Annotated in this window: 18 protein-coding genes; 4 read left to right on the forward strand and 14 right to left on the reverse strand. The window is 47.1% G+C overall.

Annotated features, from left to right (window positions below; genetic code table 11):
* Window positions 1–152 precede the first annotated feature (152 nt).
* Window positions 153–1,268, forward strand: coding sequence for a WG repeat-containing protein (locus tag MKX30_RS18895; RefSeq protein WP_076264576.1), 1,116 nt, complete (start codon window positions 153–155; stop codon window positions 1,266–1,268).
* Between the two features lie 73 nt (window positions 1,269–1,341).
* On the opposite strand, the gene MKX30_RS18900 is transcribed toward MKX30_RS18895, so the two are convergent.
* From MKX30_RS18900 to MKX30_RS18915, 4 genes are all read right to left on the reverse strand, one after another.
* The gene (locus MKX30_RS18900) at window positions 1,342–1,779 is read right to left on the reverse strand and encodes a hypothetical protein (RefSeq protein ID WP_023990966.1); all 438 of its coding nucleotides are present in this window, start codon (window positions 1,777–1,779) and stop codon (window positions 1,342–1,344) included.
* A gap of 161 nt (window positions 1,780–1,940) precedes the next feature.
* Window positions 1,941–2,090 carry a hypothetical protein gene (locus MKX30_RS18905; RefSeq protein ID WP_179085434.1) on the reverse strand — a complete coding sequence of 50 codons (150 nt, stop codon included), beginning with the start codon at window positions 2,088–2,090 and terminating at the stop codon, window positions 1,941–1,943.
* Window positions 2,091–2,099: 9 nt separating this feature from the next.
* The gene (locus MKX30_RS18910; RefSeq protein ID WP_028540868.1) at window positions 2,100–2,666 is read right to left on the reverse strand and encodes a hypothetical protein; all 567 of its coding nucleotides are present in this window, start codon (window positions 2,664–2,666) and stop codon (window positions 2,100–2,102) included.
* Window positions 2,667–2,679: 13 nt separating this feature from the next.
* Entirely contained in the window at window positions 2,680–4,266 is a 1,587-nt protein-coding gene (locus MKX30_RS18915; RefSeq protein WP_341063246.1) for a DUF4153 domain-containing protein, read from the reverse strand.
* A gap of 147 nt (window positions 4,267–4,413) precedes the next feature.
* Between MKX30_RS18915 and MKX30_RS18920 the strand changes: the two genes are divergently transcribed.
* Complete coding sequence (locus tag MKX30_RS18920) at window positions 4,414–6,150, forward strand: ABC transporter substrate-binding protein (protein WP_053326412.1); 1,737 nt, start codon at window positions 4,414–4,416, stop codon at window positions 6,148–6,150.
* Between the two features lie 212 nt (window positions 6,151–6,362).
* Here MKX30_RS18920 and MKX30_RS18925 read toward each other — a convergent pair whose 3' ends face one another.
* Complete coding sequence (locus tag MKX30_RS18925) at window positions 6,363–7,763, reverse strand: transcriptional regulator (RefSeq protein ID WP_023990971.1); 1,401 nt, start codon at window positions 7,761–7,763, stop codon at window positions 6,363–6,365.
* Window positions 7,764–7,976: 213 nt separating this feature from the next.
* Between MKX30_RS18925 and MKX30_RS18930 the strand changes: the two genes are divergently transcribed.
* Window positions 7,977–8,222, forward strand: coding sequence for a DUF6953 family protein (locus tag MKX30_RS18930; RefSeq protein WP_013312611.1), 246 nt, complete (start codon window positions 7,977–7,979; stop codon window positions 8,220–8,222).
* Between the two features lie 42 nt (window positions 8,223–8,264).
* Here the strand turns inward: MKX30_RS18930 and MKX30_RS18935 are convergent, their stop codons facing one another.
* Window positions 8,265–9,224 carry a helix-turn-helix transcriptional regulator gene (locus MKX30_RS18935; RefSeq protein ID WP_341063247.1) on the reverse strand — a complete coding sequence of 320 codons (960 nt, stop codon included), beginning with the start codon at window positions 9,222–9,224 and terminating at the stop codon, window positions 8,265–8,267.
* 112 nt (window positions 9,225–9,336) lie between these two features.
* Here MKX30_RS18935 and MKX30_RS18940 point away from each other — a divergent pair, with 112 nt between their 5' ends.
* Window positions 9,337–10,284 carry a Gfo/Idh/MocA family protein gene (locus MKX30_RS18940; protein WP_264454385.1) on the forward strand — a complete coding sequence of 316 codons (948 nt, stop codon included), beginning with the start codon at window positions 9,337–9,339 and terminating at the stop codon, window positions 10,282–10,284.
* A gap of 25 nt (window positions 10,285–10,309) precedes the next feature.
* Here MKX30_RS18940 and MKX30_RS18945 read toward each other — a convergent pair whose 3' ends face one another.
* From MKX30_RS18945 to nikB, 8 genes are all read right to left on the reverse strand, one after another.
* Window positions 10,310–11,326, reverse strand: coding sequence for an asparaginase (locus MKX30_RS18945; RefSeq protein ID WP_341063249.1), 1,017 nt, complete (start codon window positions 11,324–11,326; stop codon window positions 10,310–10,312).
* A 232-nt stretch (window positions 11,327–11,558) separates the two neighbouring features.
* Window positions 11,559–12,326, reverse strand: a complete 768-nt coding sequence (locus MKX30_RS18950) for an amino acid ABC transporter ATP-binding protein (protein WP_160788301.1) — start codon at window positions 12,324–12,326, stop codon at window positions 11,559–11,561.
* A 4-nt stretch (window positions 12,327–12,330) separates the two neighbouring features.
* The gene (locus MKX30_RS18955) at window positions 12,331–13,047 is read right to left on the reverse strand and encodes an amino acid ABC transporter permease (RefSeq protein ID WP_023990975.1); all 717 of its coding nucleotides are present in this window, start codon (window positions 13,045–13,047) and stop codon (window positions 12,331–12,333) included.
* 30 nt (window positions 13,048–13,077) lie between these two features.
* On the reverse strand, window positions 13,078–13,887 hold the full coding sequence (locus MKX30_RS18960) for a transporter substrate-binding domain-containing protein (protein WP_068939146.1): 810 nt from the start codon (window positions 13,885–13,887) through the stop codon (window positions 13,078–13,080).
* Window positions 13,888–14,029: 142 nt separating this feature from the next.
* Window positions 14,030–14,839, reverse strand: a complete 810-nt coding sequence (gene nikE, locus MKX30_RS18965) for a nickel import ATP-binding protein NikE (RefSeq protein ID WP_068939148.1) — start codon at window positions 14,837–14,839, stop codon at window positions 14,030–14,032.
* 38 nt (window positions 14,840–14,877) lie between these two features.
* The gene (locus MKX30_RS18970) at window positions 14,878–15,702 is read right to left on the reverse strand and encodes an ABC transporter ATP-binding protein (protein WP_279833255.1); all 825 of its coding nucleotides are present in this window, start codon (window positions 15,700–15,702) and stop codon (window positions 14,878–14,880) included.
* 20 nt (window positions 15,703–15,722) lie between these two features.
* Entirely contained in the window at window positions 15,723–16,553 is an 831-nt protein-coding gene (nikC, locus tag MKX30_RS18975; RefSeq protein ID WP_080682961.1) for a nickel ABC transporter permease subunit NikC, read from the reverse strand.
* Window positions 16,553–17,497: a nickel ABC transporter permease subunit NikB gene (gene nikB / locus MKX30_RS18980; protein ID WP_341063254.1), complete on the reverse strand. Its 945-nt coding sequence runs from the start codon at window positions 17,495–17,497 to the stop codon at window positions 16,553–16,555. Before nikB ends, nikC begins: the two co-directional genes overlap by 1 nt.
* Window positions 17,498–17,520 lie beyond the last annotated feature (23 nt).

The following is a 17,520-nucleotide window of genomic DNA, read 5'->3' on the forward strand; positions in this document are numbered from 1 at the left end:
AGGGCTTTCTCATGTGCTGAAAATTAGAAAAATTTAGAATATCAAGAAACATTCCTACATTTTTATCGTCTATATTATGGAAGACCTTACGTATGAGGGTAAGATTTTTCGAAGCCTGAAGTTAAAAAGTCAACTCACAAAGGAGCTTATGCATGTTAAAAAAGTTAGGATTAGCTGCATTGATTCTGGTTACTAGCCTCTCCGTTATTGGAACAGGCTGGGCCGCATCCAGCACAACAACCATTGAAGTTTCTAAAACTGCTCTGGATTACAACGTTGCTCGCCCGCTGAGCGATGGTGCTTTTCATGATGGCTTATTAGCCGCTGAAACATCTGCTGGAAACCTCGTGTATTACAATTCCAAAGGAGAGAAAGCTTTCTCACTTCCCGCCGAGCTTAAACCCATTGGTGATTTTCATGAGCAGCGAGCCGTAGTCAAAAATACAAAAACCAATCTCTATGGATACATTAACACCAAAGGGGCACTGGTCATCCCTTGCCAATATACCGAAGCCAATTTCTTTTCTGAAGGAAAAGCAAAGGTAACCATAGCAGACACCAAAGAAAATGCAATTATAGATCGAACGGGAAAAATCCTTTCTCATTTTAAAGAAAATGTGGAGTCAGAATATGTATTTACAGACGGTCTGGCCCTCGCCTACGCCCCTAACACTGGCAAGATCGGTTTTGTGAATGCCTCTGGTCAACTAGCGATTCCTTATAAATACAAATACAGTCGTGGTTTCTCGAATGGCTTGGCTATTGTTCAGAATAGCAAAGGGCTATACGGATATATCAATACAGCAGGGAAAGAAGTCATTCCTCCTCAATATAAATCCGGTGGAGACTTCTCGGAAGGATTGGCCCCGGTGCAAAATACCAAGGGAAAATGGGGATTCATCAATAAACAGGGAAAAGTCGCGATTCCCTTTAAATTTACAGATGCCCAGGATTTTAGTGAAGGCCTGGCGAGTGTGAAAAATGCAAAAAACGAAGTCGGATTTATTAATAAAAGTGGAGCACTGGTCATTAAATATCAACAAAAATATGATGTTACTACTCCGTTCAAAGAAGGCCTTGCTTTAGTCGGTAAACAAACACAATCATCCGTCTCAGAAGGCAAATTCGGTTACATCAATCGTCAGGGGCAACTGCTGACTAAACTTGAGTACAGAGTGGAATCCTCCTCCTTCTCCAATGGCTATGCTGTTGCTTTTAGCAAGCCAGGCAAAGCGTTCATTGTATCTAAACATTCCGTTTCAAAATAAAAAAGACGACCCCGGAGACAGATCGAGTGGATCTGCTTCCGGGGTCATTAGATTTCCAATACCTTGAATATAATTAGTCGTGTGTGTAGAATTTCACTCCAGGCAGATCTGCTGCCACCCACGAGTAGTTAATGGTATTACTGTTATAATTTTTGGTCCCCGCCTGAGCAACCTGTACCTCTTTCAAAATCGTAATCGATGAACCCTTCGGTCTGACAACGACTACATGACCATGCCCATCCGCTTTTTTGATCCCGATGGTAGGATACCCTAGATTTGCTCTTTTTTGAGCATCCTGAAAGGTTACAGAGTCCCAGCCCGGCGCCTTTTTATTCAGTAAAGCATCAGCCATTTGATTGGCTAAGCCACTTGGCAGGGAAGCCGACATCGCAGACATCACATCTTGTGCAAAAATATTACACTTCGTTCCACCTACTGGCGAATACTTTTTGTTCGTTTCTACCTTAAAACCGTCAATTACAGACGCGTAAGTACTTGCACTTCTAGCCATTGAAATTCCCCCTGAATATAAGCTGTAGAGGAAATGACGGAGTCGCTTGAACATCTGAATGGCTCCACATTCATTGATGTTGGCCTCAATTCCCTCTCAACTATTAGGGTGATTTCCGGCTTACTTTAACAACGTAATACTACAAAAAATTAACTTCATTCTCACAACTGAAGGCTTTCTTCACTGATTACGGTTGGAACGATAAGCTCAGGAGGAGTCGTAGGCTTAGCTTGTGTTAAATAGTCTGCTGCCCCCATCATCAGAGCGATGCCGATAAATAGCACGACCCAATTACGATTCTTTTTCATCATCTGTACCTCTCATTCTTCACTGCGCCCGTTCAGCCACTTGAACCAATGGAGCAGATGACTGAATCGGTATTCATGCTGCAAAGCATACGTCCATACTTCAGGCTCTTCACCAGGCTCCTTCCAGACGAGCATGGAAAAGTGACCCTCTTCCTCGCTCGCAACCGACAGCAGCGAAAGACGATCATCCCCGAATCGGTATGGAGCCGATTCCACCCAGTAATTCCGCATATCGCTGATCCAGCTGCGGAACTGCTCTGTACCTGCGATCCGCAGCACTTCATCTGGCAGGAGCAGATGCTCGTCGATGTCCTTCCAATCCCCCGCATATCGGTACCGCGCTGCCAACATTGGACTGAGCGGTCGGGTTTTGCCGGGGGCCAACGTAGGCATACAGGCGACGGGAACGACCGGACCAATACTCTGGATAGCATAAGACTGGCATTCCTCCTCACTCATTCCGTAGGACATAGCCTCCGCGAGAAAATGGTTTCGTCTTACCCCAAACTGATGCTGATACTGTGACATCTCATCCTGTAGCTCCAATACCATACCCTGTACTGCATCTATTCCGATCATTCCCAAACACCTCTCATTCCAAAATATAGTCGTGCAATTCCCGTTGCGCTCGATACTTTGCCCAATTGAATTCAGGCCAAGCCGATTCTTCTCTCGTCATGCTTGTCAAACGGGCTTGTAAAAACTCATCCAGCGCTCCATGTTCCTTACGGCTAAAGTCAATCAGCAGCGGAATCGCGTCTGCCGATAGCTCACTCAAATATTCCTTATCTATCACCGATGTCGTACGATATCGTTCGAGATTATTTTCAGCAATCCGTATATCAATGCCCACATAGTTCACGACGACATAGGCGACCAGAGCGAGTACAATATAATATTTCGCCAACGGCAGTTGACGGAAATGAATGCGCACTGCTGCAATAAGCAGTAGCAAGCCCAGAAAAATCATAAACGCGTGTACCAAATAGCGGGTGTACGTATAGCCGTATGCTTCTTCGTACATAACCAGCCGGGTATATCCCGAGTACAGCATCACACCCGAACAACCCACGAGTATGTACAGCAGGCCGCTGTTCATTTTTTGCACTATACCTGATCCAAATTCAGTCCACTTCAATACACTGATCATCAGCACAAAGTTGATACCTGTTACCATAACCAGCTCCCCGAATCCTCTTCTCGCATATTCAGCATACGAGGTTCCTTCGGGCAGAGCACCTTCCCATGCACCAAACAGATATCCGAACTGCAACACAACGAACACAACATACACCAAATTCATGACAATCAGCACCGTAGCGGTAATTACAGGATCAAACTTGATCGCGACCGGCTCGTGGTAAGGCACCGTTGGTCGGTCAATCATCACTGAAGAATGACCATCATACTCGGTGGTTGGACCATTCGTGCACTCATTTAACCCGTGCCATGATTGAGTCTCTCTTTGCGTATTACGCGGAGCAGGCTGTACAAATCCCCACAAGTAGCAGAAGAAACAGAAGGTGAAAAAGCAGGTCCAGATCAGCCGCAGCATGCCACTCCCAAAGGACAGTGTGCCGATCCAATCGGGTATGCCAGATAACAGCTTTTCGAACATCCCATCTGCCGAAGCCAGCAATGATATGATGATGAACAGTAGCGGCAAGGCAATAAGCAAACCGATTATCACTTTGCCCAATACACGCTTACGCTCATCCTTCACATTCCGAAGGGCTACTGTCTTAACCATCCGAAACGGGGTCACGATATGACGAAAGTTTTGATAAAACCAATGGCTTAACGCCTGACCAATAATACCGGGTTCCGACCAGCCATGCCTTTTCTCCCCAAACAGCAGCACCATGTGTACGCTAATCAGAGCAGGTATCGCCAGCGCATTTAACACATATAGGACCGGATTATTGAACAGCGCATATGTCAATGCCAGCATGAAAATGATCACAAACAGTAAACGCCCTATCCATGATCCTAACTGGAAACGATCTCGATTAAAGGCATACATATAGGCGTAAAACACAATAACAAAAATTGGCATAGACACGCCCAGCCCATGTCCGTAAAACAGATATTGATGAACCAGCGCCAACACAATTGCGCCAGCAAAGGCGGACAGAAACGACGTTTTCGGCAAAGACGTTCCATTCATCTTGTCATGCATGGTAAATACCTCCACAAATATGCTTTATAACCCTTATTGTAGATGATAAAATAAGAAGATAAAGAGAAATTAATTCAAACAAAATTTCCTATTTTATAAAAGTGGCTACGCTTTTAATCAAATATAGGGGAAACGGAGCAACCTTGAATGAAACTCCATGCCCAATTTTTACGGCTTCACTCACACGCAGCTGACGACAAGGACGAAAACCATACCATAGAGACGACGCTGGATGAGCTGGCGGCTATTTTTGACTGTACTCACCGCAACGCCTTGATGATCATTCAGAAAATGGAGCAGCACGACTGGATACAATGGACTCCTCGCCGAGGCAGAGGCCGCCGCTCCAGTCTGCGCTTCCTCATTCAGCCGGAAGACATTGCCGTGCAATCCATGATGCAAGCCATAGACCGCCATGATATCAAACGCGCGCTGGATGAGATCCGAGTTCATTCACGCTCCTCCACCATGCAGGAGCATTTGCAAGGCTGGCTGCTGAATTATTTTGGGCATCACGCAGAGGTGCGCAGTGATCAGCAGCAGATCGACACGCTGCGTCTGCCTATTCGCCAGCAGCTCTATACGCTGGACCCGTTGTACTTGAACTGGCTCGCCGAGTCCTTCGTATCCAGTCACGTCTTTGATGGCCTGGCCCGCCGGGCGAACGAAAGCGGCGAGATTTTGCCGGGATTGGCGCACGCTTGGGAGGTGGACGCCACTCGTACACAGTGGACCTTTTTCCTGCGTAAAGAAGTGCTGTTTCATAACGGAAAAATACTGACCGCTGAAGACGTCGTCTATACCTTTGAGCGACTGAGTCGGGCGCCGGGAAGGCGACTTTATCATTTTATCGTCCGGCAAATTCAGCACGTCCAGGCGTTAAGCCCGACGATGGTACGCTTCGTACTAAAGGAGCCGAACGAGCTATTTCTATCCTTCCTGTGTACCAGCCGGGCTGCGATTGTGCCGCGTGAGCTTAATCAGGTGGGTGAGGCCGCCTTTGGCATCCGCCCTATCGGTACAGGGGCATTCAAAGTCACGGAAATGAACGAAAGCCTGTGTACACTGGAGGCTTTCGCACCTTATTTTCAAGGCCGGGCTCATCTGGACCGAGTGGAAATTGTCCAACTCCCGTGGGCGACTAAGCTGGAATCGTCGGATACGGAAGACACCGCTTCTTCTTTTCACATTATCCATAATCCCGTATCAGCGGGAGATACGGATACCGCATGGAGCCAGATTCACTCGGCGGCTTCGGTACGCAAATTTATCACATGTAATACACACAAGGATGGACCGTTGCGCAACCCAGAAATACGTGCCCGCATTGTAGCATGTCTGGATCATCGCTCCCTTCCTCCAGCAGTGGATTCATCTAACGATTCTTATGAACCACTGGCGGCACTACAAATTGCTACCATTCCCGAGTATAAAGCTGACGCAGACCGGGTTGCGGCTCAGCTCGAATCCTGTGGGTATACCTGTAACATCGTGGCCGCATCTATGAATGAATTCAAAAGCTCATCTATCCGTATGGAGTCAGACTTAATCATCTTTTCTCTCTTTCGTGACCGTGATGAGCAATTACGCCTGTTTGACTTGTATCTCAATGTATCTGGGCATGTGGAGCCTCATAGCCGTGTGGACATCGAAAGACTGCTGCGTGAAATTGCACGGGAGGCCGATCATACTGTTAGGGCGCAGCAATTCGAACATATCGAAACTCGGCTCATGGATGAGCACCAGCTGCATATTTTATATGAAAAGCCCGTTCAGACGGCCTATCTCCCTTCTGTGCGCGGTGTATCTTTTAACAGTCAGGGCTGGGTGGATCTGCGTCATGTCTGGTTTCCGCCTGCTCAACTTCCAACTCCCCACTCTTGACGGCAAAAGTGCTCCTTCAAATGCACTTCCACATCAAAAAAAGGTATCCTCTTCTTTATAAGAGGATACCTTTTGGGTTACGACAATCTAGACCTTTTCAGGTAGATGTATCAAGGGATGAAAAAGCCCATCCCCCCAGCCCATGACTGTGGACGTCGCTAGGATCTTCCATAGGGGGGGGAACGGGTGAAAAATTCAATAGGACAAAAACATTAAATGCGAGCAGAGAAAAAACGATCTTTTTTATCATGGATGTACTCTACCTCTCCAAGTAAGTTTTTATATTCCTCTTTGTCCTCAGAAGTGGCAGTATGCCGAAACTTTTCAAATAATCCTACACATTTGATTGTGACAGGATTACCATTCAGCACGACGGAATAGGAAAGGCTCTCGAGCAGGAATTTCATACCTTTGGAATAACGATGTTTGTTGAGATCATAACAAGCCATCTCTGCCAAAAATCGTGCATAGAGATCTGCTGACATTTGCTCCGTATAGGTCCCTACCTTGACATGCTGATCTGCAAATGCCTCAATTTGTTTTTCAAAGCGCTGCAGTACATGATCTACATTAAAATCATAACGGTTGGCCGCTACCATAATTTTATGTAGCCCCACCAGAATTTCACCTTCGTTTTTTTCCAAATAATCTACATACTGTGGAATCACATCCAGGCTGCCGGACATCAATTGATATAAATACCCGTTGGCCTCAGCCCAGTTGCTACAAAGGGCCTTCAAACGCTGAGCTTCTTCCGTATCCTCTTGCACCCAGCTCAAATCAGAGTATAGGGATACAAATTCCAGCGCTTTTTGGTAATCCCCGCGCTCATCCCACACCCCGGCGCGCAGCACATAAGAGTATACAATATACATAAACAAAGGACCCTTAGGTTCCTTGCCACGCTCCGATCTTCTGGTATTTCCGTATTTTTGCTCGTATTGTACCTTGGCTTTTTGAGCCATTTTTTCAGCAAACCATTCTACTTTATCCCAACGCCGCAAGGAGGCATAGGTATTGGCCAAGTCTCTTAAGGCATCCAGTTGGTCTGCTTCACCCAGTCGGTCCACAAAGCTTTCGAAATGTGTGGCTGCCCATAAGTTTTCGTCCTGGTCATCGCCAACGGCAATCGTAAATAAACGGTATTGGCAGAGCGCCAGACGCTCTGAATGTTGGTACTTTTCACTTTCCGAAACATTTTTATAAATAATTGCCGCAGCCTCGAACTTACCTTCACTGAATAATTCTTCTGCTGTCTCAAACAAAGCTGGGGCGTATATGAGATAGTCCATCATAAACTCCACGACTTGCTTAATACAATCCAGTTTGTTCAGCTCTGCACAGCGATGCAAAAAGGGGCGAACCCGTCGCCAATTCGGTGCCGTATTCCGTATAAATTCATCAATGTATAACTCATAGAGGCTCCCTTCTTCAAGCCCCATGCCTGCACCAATCCGATCCAACAGCAGCATCGCAATCGGACGATTACCGTTAATAATGGCACTGATCGTTCCTGCATTAATACCTGTGTTCTCCCCAAACTTACTAATCGTAATTCCTTCTCGTCTGATGTACTGCTCCAGCTCTGCGCGAATTGTGGTTGTTTCCTTCAAATCAGGCACCCCCAGGGATTACTTGCATGATTACAATACAAAAAAAGAAAATTCCCGTGAATATTCCCTTAATTATACAAAAGAAAGCCCACTTAGCCAACCGCTCAAGTAAATTTATATCAGAAAATTCAATAATTCTCCGAATTGCCGTATACTACGGGGAGGTGAGCCGAACAGCTACACCCAATCGGTACGCAGGAAAGGATACGACAAATGGACAACACCCCTACAACAGAACAAGAGATTGCACAATGGATGGTCGCGCAGATCCGTGAAGTGGGCACCCTGAAACAAGAAGATGCAATTGCATATGTACGCTCTGAGTATGGAGAGCAGTATGTGTTTATAAGCGAGCATGGTCATGTATCTCTGGAAAAAGAAATCAAAAAAGCATTCCGCAAGCTTCATGGTGGTAGAATTGCCTGGGATCGTGACGGATTTCTCTGGGCCTGGACTTAACAAGCAAAAGCATCTGCCCTAGGCAGGTGTTTTTTTAATCATTTATCCATATATCCTCTGGAGTCGGTTAATTTCTTCCTTCACAAACTGTCGGAGTACTGCAGGCTCCACAACTTCAACCCTACCGATCCAATCCATAGCATCGCGACAAGCCGCTTCATAACTATACATGTTGACCTTTAGAATGAAATGACTGCCTTCCTGTACAGACTGGATGATTTCCATTCTTTTCGCTATAATTCCCGCTTGCTTCTTATTCGTTCGGATCAGAACGGGATAGTATTCTTTCTCTGTACAAAGCTGCTTAAACGCGGTTTCTTGCCTCATCCAATGATGTTCCAGCGAAAAATCGACCGGAACCTCAAACACTTCCGCAGACGGCTGAACCTCCTTGATTCGCTCACATTTAAAGGTCCGAATCTCCTGCCCAACTTCACAGAAGGCAATGAGATACCAATCTCCTTTTTTCACCACAAGTCCATAGGGATGCACATGACGGGAAGAACAGATTCCGTCAGCCTTCTCATATTGAATGGTTATTTTATGGGACCCCCACACTGCAGCTCTCACGGCCTCAAGACAAGGAATGGCTATACGTTCCGTCCACCACGGCGTATCATCAAAATAAAACCGTGCTTTGGCTTTCTTAATATCGGACTGATACGGGTCTGGCATCGTCTGTTCCAGTTTGAGCAGAGCATTCTTTAACTTCAAACCCGATTCGGTGGGCCCACCTGTATAAATGCCCATCCCTGTTAAATACAACTGAATGACATCCCCGCCATTCAACTGTTTCAGGTTCGCCGTATAACCCTCCATTAAATAAATTCCGCCCTTCGGTCCGGATGCGGTAACAATCGGAACGCCGGCTTCAGCCAGGAGGTCGATATCCCTGTAAATGGAGCGTACAGAGGTTTCCAGTGCCAACGCCAATTCCTTGGCCTTCATTCTCCCTCTAGATTCGATACATAATAAAATCGCGATTAAACGATGCAGTCTCACAATCATACCTCCACAATAGATGGTTAACCCGAATTGAAAAGATGATGCAAAGATTGTTGACACCCTGTTGGCAGCAATAGGTGTGTATCATAGAAGTAAAGGGGTGTAATGGATGATGAATATTGGAATATTGGGGACGGGATTCGGCGCATATCATGCCTCATTGTTAAACAACCATCCCAAGGTAAACAGAATCATGGTATTTGGAAGGAACGAAACCAAGCTGCAAAAGCTGAAAGAGGAGCTAAACGTAGAAGTCACACAAAATATAGAGGATATTCTGCTGGATCCAGACGTGGATATCGTCGATCTATGCCTGCCCTCCCACCTGCATAGGTCATATGCTGTGGATGCGCTAAAGCACGGTAAGCATGTATTTTGTGAAACACCCGTTTGCTTTAATCTCGAAGACGCTCTTCTTATGCAACAAGCTGCGGAGCAATATGGCAAAAAGATTCTGGTCAACCAGTTCATTAAGTTTGATCCCGCCTATACCTATCTGTATGAGGCATACCGCCAACAGAAGTACGGAAAGCTTATCTCCTTATCTTTGAAAAGAGAAACGCCTCCTCTGTGGGGGGATCTTGGACTAAGCTCCATCCCTACTCAGTTCATGATTCATGAACTGGATTTACTGACCTGGCTATTAGGCCCCTGTGATCCATTTACAGTCTGGGGTACAGAAGTTACCCATCCTGAACAAGCACAGGTTCGTGCTTACTTTCAGCATCGGGATACATTCACAGAAGTCATCGCCTCATCCCACATGCCGGGAAGCTACCCCTTCACAGTGGCCTATGAAGCTTATTTCGAAAAGGCCAAGCTGGTATTTCATGAAAGCGACGAAAACGATCTTATACCTACCGCATTATATGAGTATACCGCATCAGGACAGCAAAAAATCAACCTCGAATCTGCCAATCCATACGAAAAAAGTTTGGATCATGCACTTGAATGCTTTGGTGGACATTCGGAAAGCCTGATTCCACTGGAATCGGCTGTACAAGCGCTGAAAGTGGCTATTGAGATTAAAAGCAGACTGGGGCAAGGCCAGCGTTAACCCGGTATCTACGGAAATCAGCTTCCTATAAGGAAGCTGTATCCGCAGGCAGGGAAACTTCGTCTGCGTAGTTCGTTGCCATAATCTTGGCTACCCCGGCCGGATCGGTCGTCTGCCCCAACGCCCACATCATTTTCGTCACCAGCGCTTCCGTTGTCATGTCATACCCCGGAATAACCCCCTTCTCCAGTACCTTTTGCCCCACTTCGTAAATCGTCAAATCCCCGCCCTCATAAGGACATTGAGTAGTCACGACAATACTCATACCGTCCTTCATCAGTTCCTCGATTTTACTGATCAGGCTTCTTTCTTTAAAAGGGACGCCACCCATACCAAAGCCCTCAATGACGATACCTTTATAGCCCAAGCCCTGAATGGCATCGAAAATCGCCGGATTCGTACCCGGAATCAGCCTGAGCAGAAATACTTCGGAAGCATACCCGAAGTTGTATGGATGACGAACGGTACTGCGATTTGCAAATACGCCCTCCGTATAAACCACCTTACCGTTCTCCACGAGGCCAATGTACGGATAGTTAATACTCTCAAAGGCGTTATAGCTGCGTGTTCTGATTTTCGAGCTACGGCTACCATTGATAATTTTGCCGTTAAACACGACAAAAACCCCAGCCACCTCGCCACATGCAGTCAGGAATGAGTCGATTACATTTTTTTTGGAATCGCTGTGCTCCGCTAAAATAGAAACCTGTGAACCTGTCACAACGACGGGTTTATCCACGGTTCCCAGCATGAAGCTCAAGGCTGAAGCCGTATAAGCCATCGTATCCGTACCGTGTGCAATGACAATACCGTCGTACTGATCGAGCGAACGATGTACCATCCGGGCGATGGAAGCCCAATCCTCTGGTTGTGTATTTGTGCTATCAATGCTCATCAGATTATGGGCATCAATCTCGCAAATCTCCTTCAGCTCCGGAATTTCCGCCAAAATATTTTCAGCCGATTGGGTCGGTGTCAGGCCGTTTTCCTGATAAGAGGAAGAAATGGTCCCTCCGGTATTAATGAACAAAACCTTTTTCATATGCCAATGTTCCTTCCCGATTACATCTTCACTGTATTGTTCTTAGAATTTATCATGAATAAGTGTGATAAGCTACTTTGCAATGGAAAAGAATTTGGGATAAGAGGCGCCAAAAAAGCACGACAAACAAGCGCGGGCCTTCCTTCCTCCTGCGACTTGTCTAACGTGCTTTTTACTATAAGTGCAATAAGTCTACAGCGTTGTACATACCTATAACCCATCCACGTACTTTTTATGGGGATACAGGCTGCTCCTGTGGCGCTCTCTGTACCAACGCTTTGCCCAGAAACTGCCGTGTCCGTTCTTCCTTCGGATTGGTGAAAAACTGCTCCACGGGTCCCTGCTCCACGATCACACCATGCTCCATCAGCACAACCCGATCCGCTACATCTCTCGCAAAACCAAGCTCATGCGTGACAATAATCATCGTATTGCCTTCACTCGCCACCTTTTGGATCACGGACAGCACTTCATCCACCAGTTCAGGATCAAGTGAGGATGTCGGTTCATCAAACAACAACACCTGCGGATTTAGTGCCAAAGCACGGGCAATCGCAACTCGCTGCTGCTGTCCACCCGAAAGCTGGGCAGGATAATAGGTCATACGATCCTTTAACCCGACCTTTTCCAAAATGCCTTCACTGATCTCCCTCGCCTGCTTACGATCCAGCTTTTTCACACTGGTCAGACCAATCATCACATTATGGAGTGCATTCAAATTTTTAAACAACTGATATTGCTGAAATACCATTGCCGTTGCCATCCGTAGTCCGAGAATGTCCTTTTTTCCCGCCTTGGCGGCATCGACCTTTACATCGTCAATTTCAATGACTCCGCTGGTCGGCTGCTCCAAAAAATTAATGCTGCGCAGCAACGTGGACTTCCCCGATCCGCTTGGGCCCAGGATCACCACGACTTCTCCCTTGCCTACCGTCAGGTCTATGCCCTTCAACACGTGATGCTGTCCAAAATGCTTATGAATTTGATGAAGCTTGATCATGCTCTTACTCACTTCTTTCGTAAATTCGAATACGCTTCTCCAGCACGACAAGCCCGCGCTCAATAATAATGCACACCAACCAGTAAATCAGGGACACCGCAACATATACCTCAAAAAAAGCCAACGCCCGCGCGCCCATAATTTTAGCCTGTCCCATCATATCGACGACACCGATCATAAAAATAAAAGACGTATCCTTCACCGTACTGATCAGCGTGTTTCCCAGATTGGGCAAAGCCACCGTCAACGCCTGCGGCAATACAATTTTGAGCATAATTTGTGTTTGGCTCATGCCGATGGAATTAGCTGCCTCAAATTGTCCCCGGTCGACTGAATGAATCGCCGCCCGGAACGTCTCCGACAGATAACCCCCGAGATTTAGTGAAAATGACAACAATGCGAAAACCTCGGGTGGAATCACGTAGATATTTAATTGCTGTAAGAAACCGTATTCGCTCTGAAAATAATATAAAAACTTGGGTATTCCATAATATACGAGAAACAGCTGCACAATGAGCGGTGTTCCCCGGATGTAGGAGACATACAGCGTAGACAGTTGCGCCAAGACAGGCACCTTGTATATCCGAATTAACGCCGTTGCCAACCCGATAATCGTACCCAGCAGCATGGACAAAAATGCAATCCATAGCGTAACGGGTAGATACTCAACGATCCGGGGAAGGCTTTTCAGCATATAATCAAGGTCAAACAGCTTTTCCATAGGAACCTCACTTTACCCTTTACATTGTTGTTACTGCGGGATATATTCCCCACCTGTCCATTGTTCAGACAATTTTTTCAGTGTTCCGTCCGTTTTCAACTCTTTAATAATCGGGTCGATTTTAGCTTTCAGCTCTTCGCCCTGCTTATCCTTTTTGAACACCAGATTGATATCATCCGTTTGCACAGGATCACCTATCGCTTCGACCTGCAAACCTTCCTTCTTGATCGTAGCAGCCGTCATGACTGGATCATTCACATAAGCGTCCACCCGGCCATTTTGTACGTCTTGAAGGTTATCGGACGAAGTGCCTGTATCATTGTATTTCAAAATAATTTTATTCCCATTCTTCGCATTATATTGTTCCAGCAATTGTGTGTAGGAATCGCCTACTGATGCGGCTACCTTCTTGCCTTCCAAATCCTTGAGAGAGTGTATATCCGTTCTGCCATTTTTCACAACAATGACGGATTGTGCCTGAAAGTAGGATTCATCCGAGAACAAATATTTTTGCTCGCGCTCAGGATTTTTGGCGATTTCATCTGCTACGACCTGAATCTTGTTCGATTCCAGCGCCATGAAAATTCCGTCCCAGCCAGAAGGTACAAACTCAAACTTGTAGCCGTCCAGCTTCTTGTCGATCTCCTTGACTACTTCCACATCGTACCCGGTCAGCTCGTTTTTTTCATTCGTAAAAGCAAACGGAGGGTAGTCATTTTGTGTGCCGACATAGATTACCTTATCCCCCGATGCCGCATCCTTCGAGGAACATCCACTCAAGGCACCCGTTAATAACACAAGAGATAGGCCAATCGCTGCCACCAAAGCAGATTTCTTCATATATGACATCCCCTTTTTAATATCCAAGTAATTTACTATGATTTTATATTATAACGGGTTATTCAAATAATACAACAAGTAAATTTCATTTCGATTATTTATCCATATGTTGCACAAAAAAAGGACCCTTGCGGGTCCACTGTTATCCATGAAGCGGAAAACGCTCTGCTGGATGTTCCGGCAAAATGGACGAGATCAACCGTCGTACAGCCGGATGAGCAGATTCAAAAATCTGATCCTTCTCATCACAGCGCTCAATCAATCTTCCCTGCTCCATCACAGCAATGCCATCACAGACGGCATATGCCGCCCGAATATCATGCGTGATGAACAGATATGACAATCCAAACGAAGATTTCAGTTCTCCCAGCAGGGATAAAATATGCATCTGGTGAACCATATCGAGGCTGCTGACGGACTCATCCAGCACGATCAGCTTTGGTTTGAGCGCAATCGCCCGTGCAATGTTGATCCGCTGTAATTGTCCGCCGCTGAATTGATGCGGATATTTAATCCGATCTTCCGGCTTGAGGCCGACCCGTTCCAGCAGGCTTTCGACCGTTCTTTTTTGTTCCTGCACCGATAACCGTTCGTAATTGTCCAATGGCTCACCAATAATCTGCCCGGCGGTCATTCGGGGATTTACAGCAGAGTAGCAGTCCTGAAATACGACCTGCATATCCCGTCGCAGTCCCCTGCGGACTTGGGGGCTCGCATTATAAATGTCCTGTCCCTGGAATAGCACCTGACCCTCCTGCGGCTTCTCCAGCCCCAGAATAACCTTGCCCAGCGTGCTTTTACCGGCTCCGCTGGTACCAAGTAAGCCTAGGCAAAACCCACTTTCTATAGTAAGCGAAACGTTAGCCAACACAGGGGGGCGTGGTTCAGAGCGGCCCAGCCATTTGCGCCTTCCATAGCTATGGGTTACTTCCTTCACTTGTAGCATGCGCATTCGCTCCCCTTTTGAAAGTGTAACCGTCGAACAGGTGACTAACCACCTACCTGATTCATGCCCCGAATGGACAACTTGGGTCTGACATGCAGCAGCATTTTCGTATATTCATCCTGCGGGTGATCGAATAACTGATGGACCTCAGCCTGCTCAACAATACGGCCCTGCTGCATGACAGCCACTTCATCCGCCAATTGGGAAATGACGCCCAGATCATGCGAGATCAGCAAAATGGACGTATTGTATTCCGTACGCAAGCGATCCAGCTCTCTTAGCACCTGTAGCTGATTGACCACATCGAGCGCCGTCGTTGGTTCATCGGCAATAACCACTGCTGGCCGCAGGCACATGGAAATGGCGATCATGACTCGTTGCAGCATCCCGCCGCTCAACTGAAACGAATACCGCTTCATCAGCTTGGCTGGATCGGGCAGATTCATATTTTCCAGAGCCGTTATGGCAAGTTCATGGGCCTGTCGTTTGGTTAATCCGGTGTGCGTGCGGACCGTTTCCATAAACTGAGCTCCGATCGTATACACTGGCGTAAAAGCGCTCATCGGGTTTTGCATAATAAACGCGATTTCCTTGCCTCGAATTCGCCGCATCTCCTCGGCCACCATTCCGTTCAGCTCGCGCCCGTTGAGACGGACACTACCTTCCACGTCCATCGTCTGGCGATCCAGCAGTTGGAGCAACGCTTTACAAGTCACTGTTTTACCGCTTCCACTCTCGCCGACAAGACCCAGTACCTTTCCCTTTTTCAGCTCAAAATGAGTTGGCTCCAGCAGAGATACCGCCCCGGCATCGGTTTTGAGCTTCACCTGTAAGCCGCTGACCTCCAGCACCTTCTCCCTGTCGTCCATCGTTGTAACTCACTCCCGTTTTACTGACGTTTGGCAATTCCGTATCGGTCGGACAGCGCCTCCCCCAATATATTGAAGGCCATCACCACCACCAGAATCATAACCCCCGGATAGATCATTAATTCCGGATGACTGCGAATGTATCCCGTTCCCTCATGAATCATCGCTCCCCATTCGGGGGTCGGCGGCTGAATGCCTAGACCAAGGAACGACAACGCGGAAATATCCATGATCGCCCAGCCCATTTCCAGCGTACCAATGACCACAATCGGCCGCAGCACATTCGGAATAATATGCCGCCGGATAATGGCCCCTGAGGAGGACCCGCTAATCCTTGCAGCAGCTATAAAATTCCGTTCTTTCAGACTGACGACCATATTGCGGCACATTCTGGCATAATACACCCACTGCACCATCATTAAGGCAAGCAGCACCTGCATGAGGCCCGGCCCAAAAATACCGACAATGCCCAGCACAAGCACCAAATTCGGAAACGCCATAATACCTTCGCAAAACCGCATCAACACACTATCGACCCAGCCGCCCACATAACCTGCTAGCGACCCGACCACAACGCCGATGCTAAGCGAGGACAGGAAAATTAATGTCGCAAAACCGAGGGAAATCCGCGCTCCATACAGCAACCGGGATAAATTGCACCGACCCAAATGATCGGTCCCCAGCCAGTATTCTTTCGAAGGTCCCTCCAGCTTGTGCAGTAAATTGACTTTAACCGGATCATGGGGAGCCAGCCAAGGAGCTAGCGCCATAATGATAAAAAGAGCAGCCAGTACGACAGAGCAGACCACGATTACCTTTTGACCTTTGAACATTGTACGCAACCTTATCATCACTGCTCTGCTCGTCCCTTCGATGAAATTCGGGGGTCCATATACAAATGCACCAGATCAACGAGCAAATTGCATACGATGAACAGGCATGCCGCCAAAAACACAAAGCATTGTATGACGGGAATATCCCGGTTAAAAATAGCTTCCACAAAATAACGGCCAAACCCGGGCCATGAAAACACCTGCTCCACAATAATTGTTCCAGTCAGAAGCTTGCCCAGATTCATACCCATACTTGTAATCAGTGGAGCAATGGCAATTTTCAGTACATGCTTGAGCATGATCACCCGCTCACGAATCCCTCTAGTTCTGGCATACTGCACATACGTTTCCTGAAGCTGCTCCAACACACTGGAACGCAGCAGGCGCGTATATAAAGCAATCAGAACCAGCGACAGGGTCACCGTGGGCAACACCAGATGCTGCCACGTTCCTCGCCCCTCTACAGGGAGCCAATCCAATCGGACAGAGAAAAAGAAGATTAACAAATATCCCAGCCAGAACTGGGGTATAGATGCGCCAAAATATGAAATTCCTCGACTAAGCATGTCGATCCAGCCATTTTTACGCATCGCCGCCAGCACGCCCAGCGGAATACTCACCACAATAGATAGCACCATACTGCTCACAGCCAATTCAAAAGTGGCGGGCAGCCGAACCTTGACCTCATCCCACACTGGCTTGTTGGTCAGATACGAAGTACCAAAGTCCAATTGACTGATTCTTTGAAGTGTATGCATATACTGCGTCAGCAAAGGCTGATCCAGCCCGAACTCATGCCTTTTCTGCTCCAGAATCTCTGGAGTAGGATAAATATGAGCAGCCGTCAAATAAGCCTCGGCCGGATCAACTGGTGAAATATGAATCAGTGCAAAGGTAACGAGGGTGGCAAAGAGAACAATAGGAATGACCGCTACCATTCGCTTCCCGATATAGCTGATCATGAGTTGTCCTCCTATCCTGTAAA

The sequence above is a fragment of the Paenibacillus sp. FSL P2-0173 genome (assembly GCF_038008045.1).
GTDB classification, from domain to species: Bacteria; Bacillota; Bacilli; order Paenibacillales; family Paenibacillaceae; genus Paenibacillus; species Paenibacillus polymyxa_B.